This is a genomic window from Bacillus sp. PS108 (genome assembly GCF_037963335.1).
GTDB lineage: Bacteria > Bacillota > Bacilli > Bacillales > Bacillaceae > Bacillus > Bacillus subtilis.
The window spans coordinates 219,848-239,793 of the sequence record NZ_CP150155.1 but is presented as its reverse complement, the minus strand read 5'-3'; the positions used below and the strand labels follow the sequence as shown (position 1 = coordinate 239,793).

Annotated in this window: 18 protein-coding genes; 7 read left to right on the top strand and 11 right to left on the bottom strand. The window is 42.0% G+C overall.

Annotated elements, in window-relative coordinates:
* Positions 1 to 51: 51 nt before the first annotated feature.
* On the bottom strand, positions 52 to 1,221 hold the full coding sequence (gene purT / locus NSQ16_RS01325; RefSeq protein ID WP_329956612.1) for a phosphoribosylglycinamide formyltransferase 2: 1,170 nt from the start codon (positions 1,219 to 1,221) through the stop codon (positions 52 to 54).
* 1,245 nt (positions 1,222 to 2,466) lie between these two features.
* Here purT and NSQ16_RS01320 point away from each other — a divergent pair.
* Complete coding sequence (locus NSQ16_RS01320; protein WP_327837459.1) at positions 2,467 to 3,294, top strand: hypothetical protein; 828 nt, start codon at positions 2,467 to 2,469, stop codon at positions 3,292 to 3,294.
* Positions 3,295 to 3,403: 109 nt separating this feature from the next.
* Here the strand turns inward: NSQ16_RS01320 and NSQ16_RS01315 are convergent, their stop codons facing one another.
* From NSQ16_RS01315 to NSQ16_RS01305, 3 genes are all read right to left on the bottom strand, one after another.
* A complete protein-coding gene (locus tag NSQ16_RS01315) occupies positions 3,404 to 5,440 on the bottom strand; it encodes a LysM peptidoglycan-binding domain-containing protein (RefSeq protein WP_339232521.1) in 2,037 nt (678 codons plus the stop codon).
* A gap of 395 nt (positions 5,441 to 5,835) precedes the next feature.
* Positions 5,836 to 6,078, bottom strand: coding sequence for a phage holin (locus NSQ16_RS01310; RefSeq protein ID WP_033881264.1), 243 nt, complete (start codon positions 6,076 to 6,078; stop codon positions 5,836 to 5,838).
* Positions 6,079 to 6,255: 177 nt separating this feature from the next.
* Complete coding sequence (locus NSQ16_RS01305; protein ID WP_076458348.1) at positions 6,256 to 6,687, bottom strand: transcriptional regulator; 432 nt, start codon at positions 6,685 to 6,687, stop codon at positions 6,256 to 6,258.
* A 1,198-nt stretch (positions 6,688 to 7,885) separates the two neighbouring features.
* On the opposite strand from NSQ16_RS01305, the gene NSQ16_RS01300 reads away from it, so the two are divergent.
* The gene (locus NSQ16_RS01300) at positions 7,886 to 8,713 is read left to right on the top strand and encodes an AraC family transcriptional regulator (protein WP_015382640.1); all 828 of its coding nucleotides are present in this window, start codon (positions 7,886 to 7,888) and stop codon (positions 8,711 to 8,713) included.
* Positions 8,710 to 9,630 carry a DMT family transporter gene (locus NSQ16_RS01295; RefSeq protein ID WP_230488392.1) on the top strand — a complete coding sequence of 307 codons (921 nt, stop codon included), beginning with the start codon at positions 8,710 to 8,712 and terminating at the stop codon, positions 9,628 to 9,630. The genes NSQ16_RS01300 and NSQ16_RS01295 overlap by 4 nt, the downstream gene beginning before the upstream one ends.
* A gap of 253 nt (positions 9,631 to 9,883) precedes the next feature.
* Here NSQ16_RS01295 and NSQ16_RS01290 read toward each other — a convergent pair whose 3' ends face one another.
* The 3 genes from NSQ16_RS01290 to NSQ16_RS01280 form a co-directional block, all read right to left on the bottom strand.
* On the bottom strand, positions 9,884 to 11,134 hold the full coding sequence (locus NSQ16_RS01290) for an MFS transporter (RefSeq protein ID WP_230488404.1): 1,251 nt from the start codon (positions 11,132 to 11,134) through the stop codon (positions 9,884 to 9,886).
* Positions 11,131 to 12,048, bottom strand: coding sequence for a helix-turn-helix domain-containing GNAT family N-acetyltransferase (locus NSQ16_RS01285; protein ID WP_230488393.1), 918 nt, complete (start codon positions 12,046 to 12,048; stop codon positions 11,131 to 11,133). Before NSQ16_RS01285 ends, NSQ16_RS01290 begins: the two co-directional genes overlap by 4 nt.
* A 91-nt stretch (positions 12,049 to 12,139) precedes the next feature.
* Positions 12,140 to 12,388 carry a YbeF family protein gene (locus NSQ16_RS01280; RefSeq protein ID WP_029317253.1) on the bottom strand — a complete coding sequence of 83 codons (249 nt, stop codon included), beginning with the start codon at positions 12,386 to 12,388 and terminating at the stop codon, positions 12,140 to 12,142.
* Between the two features lie 295 nt (positions 12,389 to 12,683).
* Between NSQ16_RS01280 and glpT the strand changes: the two genes are divergently transcribed.
* Both glpT and NSQ16_RS01270 read left to right on the top strand, forming a co-directional pair.
* Positions 12,684 to 14,018, top strand: coding sequence for a glycerol-3-phosphate transporter (glpT, locus tag NSQ16_RS01275; protein ID WP_088325236.1), 1,335 nt, complete (start codon positions 12,684 to 12,686; stop codon positions 14,016 to 14,018).
* A 98-nt stretch (positions 14,019 to 14,116) separates the two neighbouring features.
* Complete coding sequence (locus NSQ16_RS01270) at positions 14,117 to 14,998, top strand: glycerophosphodiester phosphodiesterase (protein WP_088325235.1); 882 nt, start codon at positions 14,117 to 14,119, stop codon at positions 14,996 to 14,998.
* Positions 14,999 to 15,044: 46 nt separating this feature from the next.
* On the opposite strand, the gene NSQ16_RS01265 is transcribed toward NSQ16_RS01270, so the two are convergent.
* On the bottom strand, positions 15,045 to 16,664 hold the full coding sequence (locus NSQ16_RS01265; RefSeq protein ID WP_003246447.1) for an APC family permease: 1,620 nt from the start codon (positions 16,662 to 16,664) through the stop codon (positions 15,045 to 15,047).
* Positions 16,665 to 16,932: 268 nt separating this feature from the next.
* Here NSQ16_RS01265 and NSQ16_RS01260 point away from each other — a divergent pair, with 268 nt between their 5' ends.
* Entirely contained in the window at positions 16,933 to 17,193 is a 261-nt protein-coding gene (locus NSQ16_RS01260) for a hypothetical protein (RefSeq protein ID WP_003234883.1), read from the top strand.
* Positions 17,194 to 17,233: 40 nt separating this feature from the next.
* On the opposite strand, the gene cypC is transcribed toward NSQ16_RS01260, so the two are convergent.
* Complete coding sequence (gene cypC, locus NSQ16_RS01255; protein WP_124073468.1) at positions 17,234 to 18,487, bottom strand: fatty-acid peroxygenase; 1,254 nt, start codon at positions 18,485 to 18,487, stop codon at positions 17,234 to 17,236.
* A gap of 172 nt (positions 18,488 to 18,659) precedes the next feature.
* Here cypC and blaOXA point away from each other — a divergent pair, with 172 nt between their 5' ends.
* Entirely contained in the window at positions 18,660 to 19,463 is an 804-nt protein-coding gene (gene blaOXA / locus NSQ16_RS01250) for a class D beta-lactamase (protein ID WP_339175710.1), read from the top strand.
* A 26-nt stretch (positions 19,464 to 19,489) separates the two neighbouring features.
* Here blaOXA and NSQ16_RS01245 read toward each other — a convergent pair whose 3' ends face one another.
* A complete protein-coding gene (locus NSQ16_RS01245; RefSeq protein ID WP_003234886.1) occupies positions 19,490 to 19,681 on the bottom strand; it encodes a DUF5370 family protein in 192 nt (63 codons plus the stop codon).
* 16 nt (positions 19,682 to 19,697) lie between these two features.
* Positions 19,698 to 19,946, bottom strand: a complete 249-nt coding sequence (gene csgA / locus NSQ16_RS01240) for a sigma-G-dependent sporulation-specific acid-soluble spore protein CsgA (protein WP_003234887.1) — start codon at positions 19,944 to 19,946, stop codon at positions 19,698 to 19,700.

Genomic DNA, 19,946 nt, shown 5'->3' with positions numbered 1-19,946 from the left:
ATGGAGGAAGAAAAAAACAGGCCTTGTACCATGACAAGGCCTGTTCAAACTCTATTTTAAAATTAGCTGGTCCAACGCTTTCTTTGCATTCTCTCTTGCCGTTTCAACTGTATCAGCAGCAGAAAGCGCAACTGCCATACGACGTCCGGCTTTCGTTATCGGCTTTCCAAAGACGCGCACTTGAGTCTTTGGGACTGCCAGTGCGTTTTCCAATCCTTCAACAGTGTAATCCGCTAATTCTTCCGGCGCTTTGAGGGGCCTGCTGGCGCCAGGAGAAAGCTGTGTGATTTCTGTAATCGGAAAGCCCAGAATCGCCCGGACATGCAGCGCAAATTCTGACAAATTTTGCGTCACCAGCGTGACAAGACCCGTATCATGCGGACGAGGAGATACCTCACTGAAATATACCCTATCTTTCGCAAGGAACAGCTCAACACCAAACAGGCCGTATCCGCCAAGCTCATCCGTGATCGTTTTCGCAATATGCTTCGCTTCTTCTATTTGCTGCTCTGTCATATCATGCGGCTGCCATGATTCGATATAATCCCCGACCTTTTGCACATGACCGATCGGCTCGCAAAATGCCGTACCGTTAACCGCACGTACGGTTAAGAGTGTGATTTCTGATTCGAATGGGATAAACTCCTCAACGATCACGCGGCCGTTTTTCACCCGTCCGCCTTCCATCGCCGTCTCCCAGCAGCTCTCTAAATCCGCTTCAGAGCGGCAGATACTTTGGCCTTTTCCAGAAGAACTCATCAATGGTTTAACGACACAAGGAAAACCGATCTGTGCTGCCGCTTGTATAAATTCATCATATGTATTCGCAAATTCATAGCCAGCCGTCGCAAGTCCAAGCGTTTCCGCCGCAAGCCGTCTGATGCCTTCCCGATCCATCGTCAGCTTGGCCGCACGGGCATTCGGGATTACGTGAAATCCTTCCTCTTCAAGCTTCAGCAATTCATCCGTCGCGATCGCCTCCACCTCAGGCACAATCAAATCCGGCTTTTCTTTCTCAATAATGGTTCTGATCTGATCTGGGTCCAGCATATCAACGACATAACTGTTATGCGCGACCTGCATTGCCGGAGCATGCTCGTAACTGTCAACTGCCACCGTCAGTACCCCAAGACGCTGGGCTTCAATCACTACCTCTTTACCTAACTCACCTGAACCTAACAATAAAACCTTCTTTGATTGATACATCTTTGCCCCTCCTATCTGTTCCAAACCATTATAACTGAAATATTTGAAAAATAAATTTTTATTAAAGAAAACTAAATAAGAAGATCTTACTTTCCCTCTGCCATTAAAACGAAAATAAATGGACTCCCCATAAATGGAAGCCAGCACAGAAGATCTCCGTTTTCCAGCTGATGTGTTATACATCTCAAAAATTCACGTTTGCATTCAGAGTCATGCAAAAAATGCAGCACAAGCATACATGTCGCACGCGAAAACACACTATCAAATAAATGTTGAGTGATATCTTCTTCTATCAAAGCCGCTTGATTCTCCAGCACATCATTTTTTTCACACTCATCTAGCATTCACTCTGACATATCCACTCCTGCAAAATGCCAGCCCCGATGTCTTGTTCCAAGCATCACCAGTTCCTTTCCACTTCTTGCACCTCCAAATTCACTATCAAAAAGAAAAACGCCGTCTACTGGCAGAACTGCGCAGCTAATCTGACAAACGATGCGCCAATTCAGGCCAACAATTCTCTAAACACATTTGGACAATATGATGTCGGCATTTTGAATCTTTCTCACGCACTTGATATCATCTCCTTTATTAACCAACCGACCCAGCATTGATTTAACGTCATGCATGAATGGGAAAACTAAATGAAGATACACATCCAAATAATTCGCGCCGGCATTAAAAAGCACGAATAAATGAAACAGCCAAGTTTCTCATTCCAAACCGGAGCCAGCCCTGTCTCTCCTTGAAAGCAAGCCGACTAACAGGAAGCACGGAACAAAATAGCGTCATCAATCAATCCCGCAAACCCAACCGAAACATTAATGAACTTAGCTAATGCATTTAGTCTGGCAAAACGCGAAAAAACATAGAACTGGTACAAGAAGCTGACGAGAATTCACGCCGAAGCTGACTTCAGCAGCTTCTCCTGCCCATGAGTAAAATAATTAAAAAGAATCAGTAAAAAAGAACCGTTTTTTTGTATTTTTTCAGTTTTCGCTCCTTTCCTAAATTCACCATGTTACCATACTAATAGGGAGTTCTAGCGAAATGCCACAGGGTGTACCAGACAGAGGCCATTGAAGCCAACAAACTCAGCAATTTACTGTTACTTTGGGCGATCTTAGAGGAATCAATCTAAGTATTAGTATTAATAATCGTCCTAGAGTTGAACTTCAAAGTACACTCTTTAAGGTTCATAGAATCTTGACATATTTTCCCTGTATGGTATGTTGTTGATTGAAGGAGAGGAATAAAATAATGAAGAAACTTAGAAAGCTATTTTATTGTAATGTTGCCCTGCTACTGCTCGTGTTATTGCTTGCTGCATGTTCGGGCAATAAGAAAGAAGAATCAAAAAATCCTTCAGATAATGATTCTGCTTTACATTCTGAAGAAAATAACGATGAGACTAAAGATAGCAATCAAATAGGCAAGGAAGAATCGGAGCCAAATTCAAAAGAATCTGCAACAAAGGATTCAGAGGAAAATTCCTCAAAAGAATCTGCAACAAAGGATTCAGAGGAAAATTCCTCAAAAGAATCTGCAACAAAAGATTCAGAGGAAAATTCCTCAAAAGAATCTGCAACAAAGGATTCAGAGGAAAATTCTTCAAAAGGTTCTGCAACGGATGATCATTCAAAAGAAACATCTTCAATAGAAGAAAGAAATGAGGGGAAAGGCGAAAATGACAATGTACTGGGAGAATATTCATCCGATAAAATCGAATATGCCCGAGTTTGGCTGCAGCTTGGGCCAAATCAAGATATAGATGAATTGAATGTTCGCCATATTTCAGCCGGCGAACCGATCAATCCTAATGATGACTCCAGTGCCAGCTATCCAGAAGATGTGATCCAGTTGGCAGGTTCTCGGTTAGTGGATGGATCAGTAACTTACAGCGGCAATGGGAATGGCACGATTAATGTATACAATGTTCCTTTACGCTGGGACTCCGCTGATAATTTAGATAAAGGGATAATGAAGAAAGAGACTGAGGACATTAAGAAAAATACAAAAAAAGTGTACGTTGATACAGGCGACGATAAGAAAATTAAGCGACTCATTGATATAATGGTTATTCATTAATCATTCATCGCTAATTATTGAAACGAAAATACCAAACATTTTTCAATAGAAGGGGCAGTTCATCAATACATTGAACCGCCCCTCTGATAAATACTATTTCCACTATCAATTAGAATACTTTAATACATCTATTATAATACATTCTACGATCTTCTAATCCATTATAACCGCCATTGACCCTTCGTGTTACTGCCTCAACTGATGGATTAGTGTCACATAGTGCATTCATATTGTTTGAATGCCACCAAAATCCCGCACTAGTCCATGGATAATTATTAGCTACATAATCAACACCTAGACTTATAATTTTAGAATCACCAATTGCGTTGGAAAAACGTGTGTAGTTATAACGACCTGTTAATTGAATATAACCTGCTCCTTTAAATTTTGGACCATCACCTGGTTGAGTATTGCCTAGATCTGCGCGTCCCTCGTACGCTCTCCCTGATGCTAATTCTTTTCTCCATCGTCCAGCTCCGGATTCATGACTACATTGACTAATAAAATGACAAAGTCTAGATCTAGTTGTAATGTTGTATCTTTCTAAACAATTATTCAAATCTTGCAACATAGCTTTTGAAATATAAGAGCTTGACCATCCAATTTGATTTAACTGACTCTCGGTTACATAAGTTACAGATGAACCATCATCTCCTTTATCTGGAGTCGAGTTGTCATCTTTTGTATCATCGTTACTACCATTATCATAAACTTTCAATACTTGGCCGACTTGAATTTTATCTGGGTTGCTAATGTTATTCAGTGATTGGATCTCTGACAATGTCATTCCAAATCGTTGGGCGATACTTCCTAAATTGTCTCCAGATTTAACAGTATAAGTGGTCGTTTTTCGTGTGGAACCATCACTGCCAGAATCATTGCCACTAGCGTAAACTTTCAATACTTGGCCGACTTGAATTTTATCTGGGTTGCTAATGTTATTCAGTGATTGGATCTCTGACAATGTCATTCCAAATCGTTGGGCGATACTTCCTAAATTGTCTCCAGATTTAACAGTATAAGTGGTCGTTTTTCGTGTGGAACCATCACCGCCAGAGTCATTGCCACTAGCGTAAACTTTCAATACTTGGCCGACTTGAATTTTATCTGGGTTGCTAATGTTATTCAGTGATTGGATCTCTGACAATGTCATTCCAAATCGTTGAGCGATACTTCCTAAATTGTCTCCAGATTTAACAGTATAAGTGGTCGTTTTTCGTGTGGAACCATCACCGCCAGAATCATTGCCACTAGCGTAAACTTTCAATACTTGGCCGACTTGAATTTTATCTGGGTTGCTAATGTTATTCAGTGATTGGATCTCTGACAATGTCATTCCAAATCGTTGGGCGATACTTCCTAAATTGTCTCCAGATTTAACAGTATAAGTGGTCGTTTTTCGTGTGGAACCATCACTGCCAGAATCATTGCCACTAGCGTAAACTTTCAATACTTGGCCGACTTGAATTTTATCTGGGTTGCTAATGTTATTCAGTGATTGGATCTCTGACAATGTCATTCCAAATCGTTGGGCGATACTTCCTAAATTGTCTCCAGATTTAACAGTATAAGTGGTCGTTTTTCGTGTGGAACCATCACCGCCAGAGTCATTGCCACTAGCGTAAACTTTCAATACTTGGCCGACTTGAATTTTATCTGGGTTGCTAATGTTATTCAGTGATTGGATCTCTGACAATGTCATTCCAAATCGTTGGGCGATACTTCCTAAATTGTCTCCAGATTTAACAGTATAAGTGGTCGTTTTTCGTGTGGAACCATCACCGCCAGAGTCATTGCCACTAGCGTAAACTTTCAATACTTGGCCGACTTGAATTTTATCTGGGTTGCTAATGTTATTCAGTGATTGGATCTCTGACAATGTCATTCCAAATCGTTGGGCGATACTTCCTAAATTGTCTCCAGATTTAACAGTATAAGTGGTCGTTTTTCGTGTGGAACCATCACCGCCAGAATCATTGCCACTAGCGTAAACTTTCAATACTTGGCCGACTTGAATTTTATCTGGGTTGCTAATGTTATTCAGTGATTGGATCTCTGACAATGTCATTCCAAATCGTTGAGCGATACTTCCTAAATTGTCTCCAGATTTAACAGTATAAGTGGTTGTAGAATATGTTGTTGCCATAATAAACCTCCATTTTTTTTTTAATCCCCATGAGGAAGAGTACATAATTATCTTAAATCTAGAATGAGGTTTAAGAGTACTCATTAAGTAAGCTAAAAATCCCATAAAAATAAAAAAAAGAACCTAAAAAGTATTCAACCTTAGGTTCTTAGGCACAGGTTAAAAAAGCAGTATGACCAGCTTTTTAGGGCTATAATTGACTTTTAATTCCCTGTCTCATTCATTTTATAAACTTCCTATCTCTAGATAGATAATAGACTTACTCCCTTAGTAAGCTCAGTCAAAGATGATGCGCCTATCATTGAGTGCAAAGTAATTTTATATTTTATGTATCTCATTCTAGGTATATAAATAAAAAGCTCCCCTATTTAGGAGAGCTACAGGTCTTATGATTATTATTTTTTGACTTTAATTAAATTCTTCTCCTTCAATAATTGTTTTTGTGAGTGCCCTTTTTTTGTAACATAATTGTTTTTATACCATGCTATTATTGCTGCTACAGAGGTGAATACCATAGATACGAATTGTTCCAATTGTTCATTGTCTAAAGGAAGAGGTGATTTGTTATATATTGTGAGTAGTTGGTTTATAAGTGCTATGATCAAGACGAACGTTCTAACAAATGTCCCTTTATCCATCATCAAATCTCCTTTATTTTTAAAATCTATTGCTATCAGTTAAGAGCTATCTTTTTAAAAGTATAATAATTGATAACTTTAAAGAAAAAGGTAGAAGTATTTTGATTTAGTTATACTTCTATCTTCAACTTTAAAGATTTTATGTACCAATCTGCTTTTATACAGCTCTATCAAGTTTTACATGTAAACAACGCTCCCTAAGCTGATCAATAATTTATCCATTACCTGATTACGTATTACAAACAGTGCTTTATCACTATAACCGATCTCTAGTGCACTTTTTTCGATGGTCCAATTTTTGAAATAACGGTATTGAACAAATCTGTACTCTAGTTCTGTTAATTCTGATAATGAAATATCGATTGAATCTTTTAGAAGTTTGATATGTTGCAACTCACTGGCGAGTTTATCCACCGATTCCTGAAACTCACAGTCATCATCGATGCTTTCTTTAAAGATTTCCATATTATCATTTGTAGCTATGAATTCAAGCTGTTTACTTAGATTAAGGATGGCAACTTTGTAATTATTGTAGTTCTTTAAGTGCTTCTCAATATTTTTCACTAGTTTTTTTCTTTTAGGTTTACTAATTTCTTGAAGTGTATACATATGCAATCACCTTTCTTTTCCTAGAAAAAATCGAACATGTGTTATTTTAATTAATTGTCCCCAAAAACATTCGATATAAAAAACAAGGAATTTTTGTTAAAAGAAACCTACTTTCATCCTTTCATTTGTTTTTAGATTTATCCCTATATACCTATTTTAATTGTAAAAAATTCTTTCATCTCTAATATTTGTAACCTTATTCTGGCTGAAAACTCTAAAAATAATCCAAAAGTTTATTTTTTTGTAAATAAAAGACCTAAAGGGTATAGACATAGCCTTAAAGGCTTGTTTGATACATAATCTATTCCATTAGGACTTTTTATAGATAGTGCGTCTCAAAGCCTACGTCACTCTCTATGAAAACTAAAACTCGGTTACCCGGACTTTCGACAAACCTTTGAAGAGGAAAAACAGTAATCAAACATCGGAACTTTTCCAGTTCCTCTCTTTCTATGTGGTAGAATCATGAATATATGCTTTTTCTAGAAGTCAATTGCCCGAATTGATTAAAATTGCTTACACAAGTGATCTCATGGACTATTGATAAGGTGACAAAATTCATCCCTGTCAGCACAGGTAAGGCTAGGTATTAGAACCACGGGCGCTTAATGACATTATGTCTACGACGCGGCAGTGATTTTATATAAAAAGGGCAGAGGGCCCAATTGACCTGCTGATTTTCTAAAGGATTTAATCGTATTGCCTATGGCTGGTGTTAGCGGTAAATGTGGTGAACAACTAATATAATGCCCTACGTGGCATAATACGTTCACAACAAGTTTGAATCATTCATCATATAAACCTTCTTGAAAATTTGTGTCGATATACTTCTTTACCAGATGTTTAATTTTAAAATACTAAGTTATAACGAACGTAGGTGAAATCAATGTACATAAGAGTATATTTTTGACCTCCTGTTTTCTTCTACCCGATGACAGAATTCGTTCACATAGAAAGTCAGCATAGATTTTAAAGCCCTGTTGAGTTGGAAAAATCTAGATGACCGCCTATTAGCTTAATATGTATACGTTTACATTAGTTGAGATGGGCACCACAAATCCTATTCATGACTGATGGAAAAGAAAGCAGACCAATAACGGTCTGCTTTCTCTATTCCTAAACAGCAACATCATACAAGAAATCCCCCTAAATCATGCTACACTTAATTCAAGACCACCACACCGACAGGAGGCATCCCATGCAAAACGAAACCCGCACACTGCAGCTTGACCCACACCTTCATATAGAAGCCTACCGCTTCAAGGGAATTATGCAAAAATTCCCGAACCACTTTCACGATTATTATGTGATTGGATTTATTGAAAAAGGGCAGCGATATCTGGCCTGTCAGGATCAAGAATATATCATCAATCCAGGTGATCTTCTCCTCTTTAACCCCCGTGACACGCATAGCTGTGAACAGATTGACGGCCGGACGCTTGATTATCGGTGTATCAATGTCATGCCGGATATCATGGAGAAGGCGGTGAAAGAGATTACTGGCGCCGGGCATCTCCCTTATTTCTCCCAGCATGTGTTATTCCGCCATGAGCTGACAGCCAGCCTGCAGGAATTGCATATTTTGATATCCGAGGAAAAACAAGCTTTGCGTAAGGAGGAGCTGTTTCTTCATCTATTAGAGGAGCTGATCCGCCATTATTCAGATGTCACGTTCCTTAGCAGCGTTCCAGAACCATCAGACGAAGTCAAAATGGTTTGTGAATTTTTAGAAGAGCATTATGCCGAAAATGTTACACTCAATGATTTGAGTGAATTAACAGGCTGGAGCAAGTATCATTTATTGCGTTCATTTACAAAACAAAAAGGCATTACCCCTAATAGCTACATGGAAACAATCCGGATTAATCAAGCCAAAAAACTCCTTGAACAAGGGGTAAGGCCGATTGATGCGGCATTTCAGACAGGATTCAGCGATCAGAGTCATATGACGAAGTTTTTTAAACGGCAGGTGGGGCTGACGCCGAAGCAATACATGAAGATTTTTGAAAAGGAGCTTCACAGATGAACATACAAAGAGAAACTTCGGGGCATATCGCAGCCATTGTGACCATTCTGATTTGGGGGACGACCTTTATTTCGACAAAAGTTCTGCTGGCTGACTTCTCTCCAATGGAAATATTATTTTATCGGTTTTTGATGGGCTTTATCGCTCTTATCCTCGTCCGTCCCAACATGATTCCGTTCAGGAATTGGCGGCAGGAGCTGTTATTTGCCGGGGCTGGTTTATTTGGCGTAACCTTATACTTTCTATTAGAAAATATAGCTCTCACCTATACATACGCATCCAATGTCGGCATGATCGTGGCCATTATACCGATGATCACTGCGGTTTTGGCCCATTTTCTGCTCGAAGGCGAAAAACTGCGTCTGACTTTTTTGATTGGATTTGTCTCGGCACTGATCGGGCTTTTATTGATTACGTTCAACGGCAATGTGGTACTGCGTCTAAATCCGCTCGGAGACATCATGGCAGCCGGGGCTGCTCTCGTGTTTGGCGGATACTCGATATTCATGAAAAAATTAAGCGCTTACGAATACCACATCATCGAGCTGACACAGAGAGTATTTTTGTATGGCCTATTATTTATGGTTCCCGCTTTATTTTTGTTCGACTTCCATTTTGACCTAAGCCGATTTTCATCTGCTTCAAATATACTCAACATGCTTTTCTTAGGGATTGGCGCTTCGGCCCTGTGCTTCGCTACTTGGAATTATTCAGTTGGCGTGCTCGGAGCCGTCAAATCCAGTGCGTATATATACATGGTCCCGGTTATCACAATCGCCGCCTCCGTCCTGATCCTGCATGAAAACATGACATGGATCGCTCTTCTAGGAGGCGCCCTTACGCTTTTAGGCCTCTACATTTCGGAGATGAAACCGAAATCGAAGCTGTTGGAGAATGGATGTAAAATGGATGCTTAATGTCTAAATTACAGTTTATGGGTAGACGACAGACATCTCACGCTGCGTTACAAATCAACTATGAAAATATGTTAAATAGTCTCAACTTCCCAATAGATGTTTGAGGTTTTACGCTTATAATCGTTCAGAACGCTTCAAACAAAAATCCGAAAACGCCCGCATAGTCGGTATGATCGACTTCGTATTAGAACAAAAATACAAAAAAAGCATCTCTGAATAATCCCAAATCAGAGATGCTTTCCCTTTGTCCTCATCACTTGTCTACCACAGCCGCACTGTCACGCGTAACCGCCGCTGGCTCCCTCAGCATCACATTCATTACGCTCGCAAGCACGAGCATTCCAATCGACAAATAAAAAGCCAGTGTATACTCACCCGTTACCGTGTAGATGACGCCGGGCACATACGCACCTAGTGCCGATCCGATCTGATGGGCGAGTGACAGCCAGCCAATCATGAGGCCGATCGAGTAGTTTTGAAAGTACCGGGTGGCGAGTATTTGAGTCGGTGCTACCGTTGCAAAGTCCACTAATCCAAACAAAATCGCAAAGGCTAAAAGCAAGTAGGGCTCGTGGCTGTAAATAAGAATCACGATCGACAGCGCCCGCACCGCATATAAAAAGCACAGGATTTTCCGGCTGCTCCACCGATCCGCTACAATTCCGGACAGCAAGATGCCAGCAATATTAAAGCCTGCCAGCAGACTGACAGCAGCACTCGTGATTGTCGTTGAAAAGCCATGATCATGAGAAAACGGAATCAAATGGGTATCCATCAGCCCCACGGTCGTAAAACCACAGATCAAAAACGGAAAAATCAAGAACCAGAATTGCCTCATACGAAACATCCCGGCCACTGAAAGAGCTGTTGTTTTGGGTGCTGTTTCTTTTTCTGATGCAGCCAGTCCGCCTATCGGCTCTGTATTCTTTTCTGAAGGATTGTTCCGCAGCATCAGCAGCGCAGCCGGAAAGACAATCAAGATTAACAGCAGTCCCAACACCACAACCGTCAGCTTCCAGCTAAACCAATGGATCAACATGAGTGAGCCGGGAACGAGAAGCATTTGCCCCGCGCCAAAGCCTGCTTCCATGATCCCAAAGGCTAGTCCCCGCTTTTTGCTGAACCAATTGACGACTAATACACTTGCCGCCACATTCGATGCTCCGCCCACTCCAAGCGAGACACCCAGCCCATAAAGCAAAAACAGCTGCCAAGGCGAAGTCACAAGGTATGTTAAGAAAATGCTGACTCCTGTCAGTAACGCACTCCATGCCAAAACAGCCCGGGCACCCCATTTGTCCACAAGCCGACCGATCACAGGCTGTGATATGCCATAAACAATAAAACTCACCGTCGAAATCAGCGAGATGGTGCTTCTATCCATTGAAAACTGCCGTTCCCACGGCTCCACAAACGCACCAAACGACAGCCGCACCCCCTGAACCGCCAATAAGATCAAGAAGGTGATGGAGACGATGATCCAAGCATAATGCAGTCTTTTCATGACAGCTCCAAATCCCACCGTTCTTCTGTCAGCTGCTGTCCCCATAATGGCGCTTCTTGTTTTACTTCACTTATCCTGAATCCAAATTTTTCATAGAGCGGGCGAGCCTCAGCCATGGTGCTCACCGTCCAAAGGAAAATGCGGTCAAACTTCATGTCTTGGCAGTATGCAACCAGAAGCTCAAGCAATTGCGTGCCAAGCCCCCTGCCCCGAAAATCTGCATCAACCAGAAACCATCTGAGCTGGACTGTCTTTTTATCGTGCTTGACCAACCCGACAGAGCCGGCAAATTTCCCGCCGCTTTCTGCAATCCATATTTTTTCAATGTCAGCGTCAAATGTCTCCTGAAGATAAGCTAAAAACGTGTCATCCCAACCGTGAGCCTCCGCGTAAAATTGTCTTTGTTTCTCAATAAGGAGTTGAAGATCCTCCGAAAGAAAATAATCTCTAATCGATATCTCTGATGCTCTGGCAGAAAGCGACTGTGAAAGAATCGCTTCAATCTCTGCCATCGCCTCGGCAAGCTTGTGCTGCTCCTTTTGGTTGATTTCATTCAGCATCAGTTCTACTTGTTCGTTGGCTTTCTCCTCCAGCTTTTTATAAATCGTTTTTCCTGTTTCTGTGACAAAAATGTAATGGTGGCGGGCGTCATCTTTGCTCCTCTGTTTATAGACCAAATCTTCTTTTTCAAACTGCTTCACAATCCTGCTGACATATCCTCGGTCAAGCCCCAGCTTATCCTGAAGAGCTTTTGCCGTACAATTAGGCGTATTATAAATCTCAAATAAAATCCGTGTTTCTGTTAAGGAAAACGGGCTGTCGTAAATGTGCTCATTAAGGAAACCAAGGACGTTTGTATAAAATCGATTGAACTTTCTGAATTTTAACCCGACAGATGATTCTCTTGTTTTCAAATCAATCCCCACTTTCTAATATTGTTGACTAAGGCAATTATAATCACATATAGTTGCTTTAGTCAACGATATATTAGAAAGTGAGGTCTTTTTAATTTTCTGATTCCTTCCTTTTCCTTTCTACAATCAATGTGATATAAGATAAAGCCAGAGAAACCAAACTATAGACAACAGCCCATCCCAAAAATGATTCATTAAAAATGGTAAAGGTGAGCACAAGAGAAATCACCAAACTAAGCATTGGCATCAGATACGGGTTTTTACAAATACAGGTCCCGACAATCGATAGCAGCATAATTCCTAACGGTAAAATAAAGAATGCGATATCTAATTCATCCATCTTTAAACAGCCTCCCTCCAGATTTTTATGTTACTAGTAAAAAAACATAACTGCATTTAGTAAAAGGATAATATTCACTTCCCTAAGGCCCAATTTGAAAATTACCCGTTTACATTCGCTCCGGACTATGATAATTTAAGAAAGCGCTATCATGATAAGTTAATAGCTTGGATGGAGATGAGGAGAGCCAGGAATCCAACCCCTTTTGACAAGGGGTGTTTTCTGGCTCTTTTTGTTTTTCGGGAAAGGAGGCACGCCACACATCCAGCACAAACAGCAAAGGGGGATAATTTTAATGCTTAATATATTTAAACCGGCTCCTCATATTGAGAGACTGGATGATTCAAAGATGGATGCGGCATACAAACGGCTCAGACTGCAAGTATTCATTGGTATTTTCATTGGCTACGCAGGCTACTACCTGCTGCGGAAAAACTTTGCCTTTGCCATTCCTTATCTGCAGGAACAGGGATTTTCGAAAACAGAACTGGGTTTGGTGCTGGCCGCTGTGTCCATTGCGTACGGCTTCAGCAAATTCATCATGGGAATGGTGTCTGACCGCTGTAATCCGAGATATTTTCTGGCGACAGGCCTATTTTTATCAGCAATCGTTAATATTCTATTCGTTTCAATGCCTTGGGTGACTTCGAGCGTCACCATCATGTTTATTTTTATGTTTATCAACGGATGGTTTCAAGGAATGGGCTGGCCGCCATGCGGCAGGACGATGGCCCATTGGTTCTCCATAAGTGAACGCGGCACAAAAATGTCGATCTGGAATGTCGCCCATAACATAGGGGGCGGTATTCTTGCTCCGCTTGTGACTCTTGGGATCGCGATGTTCGTCACTTGGAAAAGCGTGTTTTTCTTCCCTGCCATCATCGCCATTATCATTTCATTTTTAATTGTTTTATTGGTTCGTGATACGCCTCAATCCTGCGGACTCCCGCCAATTGAAGAGTATCGGAATGACTATCCAAAACACGCTTTTAAAAATCAGGAAAAAGAATTAACAACAAAAGAAATTCTTTTTCAATATGTGTTGAACAACAAATTTCTTTGGTACATCGCTTTTGCCAATGTATTTGTTTATTTCGTGCGATACGGCGTGGTTGACTGGGCGCCTACTTACTTAACAGAAGCCAAAGGCTTTTCTCCTGAAGACTCACGCTGGTCGTATTTTCTTTACGAATACGCAGGCATACCGGGAACGATCTTGTGCGGCTGGATCAGTGACCGATTCTTCAAAAGCCGCCGGGCACCGGCAGGCGTTTTGTTTATGGCGGGTGTTTTCATTTCCGTATTGGTGTACTGGCTAAATCCGGCCGGCAATCCGCTCGTGGACAATATCGCCCTGATCAGCATTGGCTTCTTAATCTACGGACCTGTTATGCTGATCGGCCTTCAAGCAATTGATCTTGCACCGAAAAAAGCAGCCGGAACTGCAGCCGGTTTGACCGGATTTTTCGGATACATCGGCGGATCCGCTTTCGCAAATGCCATTATGGGCTTTGTCGTTGACCGCTTTAATTGGAACGGCGGCTTTATCATGCTGATCTCTTCCTGCATTCTTGCCATCGTCTTCTTGGCTTTGACGTGGAATACAGGAAAACGGGCAGAGCATGTTTAAGAAAGACACATAAAAGATTAATAGTTTTCCAACACGCCGTTTACATCCGTTTTTTAATATGAAAGACAGGTAGTGCTTATCTATAAGGAGGAGAAATCATGAGAAAAAATAGAATACTGGCCTTGTTTGTTCTGTCGCTGGGCTTACTCTCATTTATGGTAACGCCAGTGTCGGCAGCGTCAAAAGGAAACCTGCTGTCACCTGACCGTATCCTGACCGTCGCGCACAGAGGGGCTTCTGGATATGTGCCTGAGCACACGATTCTGTCTTACGAAACCGCTCAGAAAATGAAGGCTGATTATATTGAATTGGATCTGCAAATGACAAAAGACGGGAAATTGATTGTCATGCATGACGAAAAACTGGACCGCACCACAACCGGAACGGGCTGGGTGAAAGACCATACGCTCGCAGACATTAAGAAGCTTGACGCCGGTTCTTGGTTTAATGAAGCCTATCCGGAAAAAGCAAAGCCGCAGTACGTCGGCCTTAAAGTTCCTACATTAGAAGAGGTATTAGACCGTTTCGGAAAGCACGCGAACTACTATATTGAAACAAAATCGCCTGACACCTACCCAGGTATGGAAGAAAAACTGATCGCTTCTTTGCAGAAACATAAATTACTGGGGAAGCATTCTAAGCCAGGCCAGGTGATCATTCAATCGTTCAGCAAAGAAAGCCTGGTAAAAATCCATCAATTACAGCCAAACCTGCCGACCGTTCAATTGCTGGAAGCCAAACAAATGGCGTCAATGACAGATGCTGCCCTGGAAGAAATCAAAACATACGCTGTCGGTGCGGGCCCGGATTATAAAGCTTTAAATCAAGAAAACGTCCGTATGATCCGCAGCCACGGCCTCCTGCTTCATCCTTACACAGTCAATAATGAAGCTGATATGCATCGCCTGCTTGATTGGGGCGTAACAGGAGTGTTCACCAACTATCCTGATCTTTTCCACAAAGTAAAAAAGGGTTATTAAAAGCAAAAAACCTTGCGACAACTATCGCAAGGTTTTCTTATTTATTTTATTCTTTTCCGGCAGCAGCTTCTGACTGTCCATTAAGCAGCTGAGAATTTATCTCTTTCGCATCCTTTAAGTATTCTGTCTGGTAGCCGCTCTTCAGCGCCCACACATAGAATACAAGTGATACCATCGCAATCAGAACCATATCCCAGCCATAATGAATGACATTCAGGCCGCCGAATTTATCACTGCCCAAATAAGAAATGACCATCATGGCCAGCAGATAAAACACCATCCAGACGCCGGCTTTAAAGTTCCGGCCAAACCCTTTCCATTTCGCCTTCGCCTGATAATAGAAATAAATCGGAAGACCGATCAGGATAATAAACAGAACCTGCCCTGTTAACGGCCAGCGCGCCCAATACAGCACCAGTGACGCAAAGATAAATCCAAGCGGCGCAATCACGTTTAAGCCTTTTAAACGAAGAGGCCTGTACAGGTCTTTCCCCGTCCGTCTCAATGTCATAACTGTGATCGGGCCGGTGATATAAGAAATTAACGTAGCAACGGAAATAATTTCCGCTAATACGCCCCACCCTCTGAACAGGAACAAAAAGATGAACGACACAATCAAGTTAAAGAACATTGCTTGTCGCGGAACGCCGTAAATCGGATGAAGCTTCCCGAATATACTCGGCATGTATTTGTTTTTTTCCATTCCGTAAATCATTCGGGACGTTGTCGCCGTATACGTAATCCCCGTTCCAGACGGTGATACAAATGCATCTGCATATAACACAATAACTAGCCAGTTAATATTCAGCGCAATCGCCAGATCAGCAAAAGGAGAATTAAAATTCAGATGGCTCCAGCCGTGAGCAATATCAGAAGGATTCACAGCTCCAATGAAGGCGATCTGCAGCAGGACATAAATCACTGTCGCAACGAAAAGAGAGCCAACAACCGCAATCGGGATTGATTTCCCCGGATTTTTTGCTTCACCCGCCATATTAATCGGGCTTTGGAAACCGTTAAACGCAAAAACGATACCAGAAGTGGCAACCGCCGTCAGCACACTTGCCCAGCCATTCGGCGCAATGCTTTGACCGCCAGTAAAGTTTTCTCCGTGGAATCCGACAAACAGCAAAGCTCCAATCGTAAGACCCGGAATAATAATTTTAAAAATCGTAATTAATGAATTCGCTTTCGAAAATAGATTGACTGTCCAATAGTTCAGCAGAAAATAAATGAGAAGCAATACAGAGGCAAATGCTAGTCCTTCCCCAGTCAGCGTTCCATTCTTCACCAAACCGCTTGTCCATTTCGCCCATTCCCATGGCCAAGAACTCATATATTGAACGGAGGCCACCGCTTCAACCGGAATGACGGACACAATCGCAATCCAGTTGGCCCAGCCCGCAATAAAACCGATAAACGAACCGTGTGAATATTGCGTATATTTTACCATTCCCCCCGCTTCAGGGAACATAGAACCTAGTTCACTATAAGAAAGAGCAATAAATAAAATGACGACCATTCCAATAACCCATGAAATAATAGCAGCTGGTCCTGCTATTTGAGCCGCACGCCAAGCCCCGAACAGCCAGCCTGAACCGATCATCGACCCGAGCCCGACCATCATGAGGGAAAACGTTCCCATTCTTCGATGCAATTGATTCATATCGTAAACACCTTTCATGTATGATGACATTCTCTTGCTAATTATATTATTATTCTGATTACTTTACTTTGTCAATATTTATCGAATTTTGACTGAAATCTATAATAAGTCAATGTATATTACCTTCCAATACAGGAATGAAGTCACTAGTTTCTTCTTAAATGGAATTTACTGTTAATTCCAATGATAAAAACACAACAGGTTTAGCAATTTCCAAAACGGGAATGATACAGGAAACACTATTCTTAAAATAGAAAGGAGTATCACCATGAAACAAAAGCTGTTACTTTCAGGTCTCGCTGTTTCAACTGTCGGCATCACTTCTTATCTATTAAAAGACCCGTCAAATCGCCAAAAGGCAAGAGAATTCATTCACAGCATGAAGATGAAAATAACAAAACAGCCAGACATGGAAACGTTCCCAGTTGATAAAGCCGGCCACCCGGACCCGCAAGATATCGAGGACAACAAAATGGTATCAGAAGGCTCCATGTATCCCGTCCAATACTACGATGAAAAAAAGAAGTAATCAAAAAGCTCTCTTCGATAAAGGAAGAGAGCTTTTTAATTTAACTTTTTCGTCTGATTCCGCTCATTACGAAGCCGCTTTCAGGCAATGACGGCATTCTGGCGAGACTGTAATGCAGTGATTGTTCCGGAACATCGTATTCAATCTGATGGACGAGGAAATCCAGGCTCGCTTTCATGACTTCAATTGTAATGCCTTCCCCTGGACAGCGGTGGCCTTTCTCGGCGTGCCCCCCGCCTTGAGGAATCATATCAAACGGATTTTCTTCCCGCTCCGCAAATCGTTCCGGCCGGAATTCATCGGGATGATCCCATAGACGAGGGTCGTGGTTCGTTCCATATACATCAAGCAGCACCGATGTGCCCTTTTTAAACTCACAGTTATTCCATACAAAATCTTTTTTGACAAGCGCCCCTAAAAACGGGCCGAACGGATAATATCTGCGGACCTCCTGCACAAACATTTCTCTTTCCCGGCTGTTTCCAGACCGCAGCCATTCCTTATACTTCGGATGCTCATGAAGCGCCAAAGCTGAAAACACCAGAAAGTAAGAAATGGCGACAATAGGCCGCAATACATTAATCAGCTCAATGGCTGCCATGCGGGAATCCAGCTGGCTTCCATCTTCTTGTGTGTGAAAAGCCATTTCATGCAGCGCTGTTCCGGGAGTCGTTTTCAGCAAGCCGGCACGAGCATCTTCAATCATGACTTCAATCCACTCTTCCGCACGCGGCCTTGCTCTTCTTCCCTTCCAATGCCGCGGTCCCACAGCACCGAACGCGTCGACCATGTCAATGAAGTCATCCGCTCTCTCTTTGACTTCCGTTTCCTTCAACGGAACACCTGCCCAATAGCACGCTACCCGGCACAGGATTTCTTTTGCTTCTTCAAATAACACAACCTCATCTGCCTTCTCCCATCTTGTGACTGCTGCTCTCCACTCCTCTGTCATCAACTCAGCCAAACGTTTTTGATGCGGCGGTGTCATTAATGATAGAAAAAGCATCTTCCGATGGATATGCGCGCTGCCATCCATTCCCTGAATCGCATTAACACCAAACAGCGATTTCTGCACCCGCTTAGGCAAAGCGTTCTGCCGCTGGAATCGATCCGTATCATAAAACACCTTCGCCGCCTCAGCGCCAGTCATGCAAATAAAGTTTTTTCCCAACAAACGGGCCTGAAACAGATCTGAATTGTAGCGCTCTGTTCTGTTTTTAATAAATAAATACCCTTCCTTCAGCAGTGTCAGACTGTTATCGAGACTTTTGTCATGTGGAATCTGCTCATTCATCCGCTTACCCTGCCTTCCTTTTTACCCTCTATTTTCACGTTATCTTCCGACTATAAACCCAGTAACAGTATTTGTTTACAAAACCAAATTTAAGCGCTTTTTGATTATTTTTTAAAGGAAGAACAAACGAAAGAGAGAAAAGGTAGTTAATCAAAACAAAGGGGAGAACAAAATGAAAAAATGGATATATGTTGTGCTTGTGCTGAGTATTGCAGGAATCGGCGGCTTCTCCGTCCACGCAGCATCATCTGCTCATGAAAAACACTTGAATGTCAGCAGAATGAATGTCGATGACGAATTCATGGATACGGATGGAACCTTCATTCTTCACGATTTACAAAAGGATCAGACATTTGTCTATAACAGAAAACGGGCAAATCAAAGACAAACTCCGCAATCCACCTTTAAAGTCGTGAACGCTTTAATCGGTTTGCAGGTCAAAGCTGTAAGAGATGAATACGATGTTAAACGATGGGACGGGGTCAAGCGTGAATTCGAATCATGGAACCGCGACCATACGCTTGGCTCGGCCATGCGCGAATCCGCAATCTGGTATTATCAGGCATTAGCGAGAGATATCGGCGAGGAAAGAATGAAAACATGGCTTCATACTCTATCTTACGGCAACGAGGATATCAGCGGGGGAATCGACCAGTTTTGGCTGCAAAGCTCGCTCACAATATCTCCGCTGGAACAAGAAACTTTTTTGGAGAAACTGGCTAACGAGGAGCTTCCATTTGACAAGCCGGTAATGAAAACCGTCAAGCGCATGATGATTCAAGAGGAAGGCGATCATTACACGCTCTACGGGAAAACCGGAACTCGCCTGACAGATATGGGATTAGGATGGTTTGTCGGATTCATCAAAACAGAGCATGGCTCTTATGTCTTTGTCACCAATGTCGATGATTCCGGCACAAAAGCCAAAAACATCACCGTGGATATCCTTAAAAAGTATGGCCTGATCACATCCTAAATAAAAGAGCCCTGCACGGCAGGGCTCTAAATCTCATGCTCAAAACAATAATGATTCACAAGCTCTTCAATCAAATCATGATCGGGATATTCCCCGTTAAATTCAAATTCGATTTCTTCCACAAATTCTCCTTGATGGTACACATGGATGGCTCCGTTTTGACGGACAACGCTAAACTCCGGCTGAAATGTATATCCGCTTCGTTCAATTGCTCCCATTTCTTACCCGCCTTTCTCAAAGCAGTAATTCATACACCTCGTTTAATTCCTTGGCCCGTTTTTGATCCTGTTCATTCTGGGCATACTTAATTTCTTTTTCTAATACATGGTTCAAAAAAGACATTTCATTATCATCTAAGTCTTTTACAAATTCCTCTTCATTTGCATAACGCTTCGCCAGCATCTTCTTGCAAATACGCTGGCAGACTTCATTTTCTAGATGATTCGAAAGTGATTCGCGCAAATAACCGAGTGTAACATCCAT

Coding starts and splice junctions, on each gene's coding strand:
- NSQ16_RS01320 (WP_327837459.1), top strand. CDS start 2,467: ATGAAGAAACTTAGAAAGCTATTTTATTGTAATGTTGCCCTGCTACTG.
- NSQ16_RS01315 (WP_339232521.1), bottom strand. CDS start 5,440: ATGGCAACAACATATTCTACAACCACTTATACTGTTAAATCTGGAGAC.
- NSQ16_RS01310 (WP_033881264.1), bottom strand. CDS start 6,078: ATGGATAAAGGGACATTTGTTAGAACGTTCGTCTTGATCATAGCACTT.
- NSQ16_RS01305 (WP_076458348.1), bottom strand. CDS start 6,687: ATGTATACACTTCAAGAAATTAGTAAACCTAAAAGAAAAAAACTAGTG.
- NSQ16_RS01300 (WP_015382640.1), top strand. CDS start 7,886: ATGCAAAACGAAACCCGCACACTGCAGCTTGACCCACACCTTCATATA.
- NSQ16_RS01295 (WP_230488392.1), top strand. CDS start 8,710: ATGAACATACAAAGAGAAACTTCGGGGCATATCGCAGCCATTGTGACC.
- NSQ16_RS01290 (WP_230488404.1), bottom strand. CDS start 11,134: ATGAAAAGACTGCATTATGCTTGGATCATCGTCTCCATCACCTTCTTG.
- NSQ16_RS01280 (WP_029317253.1), bottom strand. CDS start 12,388: ATGGATGAATTAGATATCGCATTCTTTATTTTACCGTTAGGAATTATG.
- glpT (WP_088325236.1), top strand. CDS start 12,684: ATGCTTAATATATTTAAACCGGCTCCTCATATTGAGAGACTGGATGAT.
- NSQ16_RS01270 (WP_088325235.1), top strand. CDS start 14,117: ATGAGAAAAAATAGAATACTGGCCTTGTTTGTTCTGTCGCTGGGCTTA.
- NSQ16_RS01265 (WP_003246447.1), bottom strand. CDS start 16,664: ATGAATCAATTGCATCGAAGAATGGGAACGTTTTCCCTCATGATGGTC.
- NSQ16_RS01260 (WP_003234883.1), top strand. CDS start 16,933: ATGAAACAAAAGCTGTTACTTTCAGGTCTCGCTGTTTCAACTGTCGGC.
- cypC (WP_124073468.1), bottom strand. CDS start 18,487: ATGAATGAGCAGATTCCACATGACAAAAGTCTCGATAACAGTCTGACA.
- blaOXA (WP_339175710.1), top strand. CDS start 18,660: ATGAAAAAATGGATATATGTTGTGCTTGTGCTGAGTATTGCAGGAATC.
- NSQ16_RS01245 (WP_003234886.1), bottom strand. CDS start 19,681: ATGGGAGCAATTGAACGAAGCGGATATACATTTCAGCCGGAGTTTAGC.
- csgA (WP_003234887.1), bottom strand. CDS start 19,946: ATGGATGTTACACTCGGTTATTTGCGCGAATCACTTTCGAATCATCTA.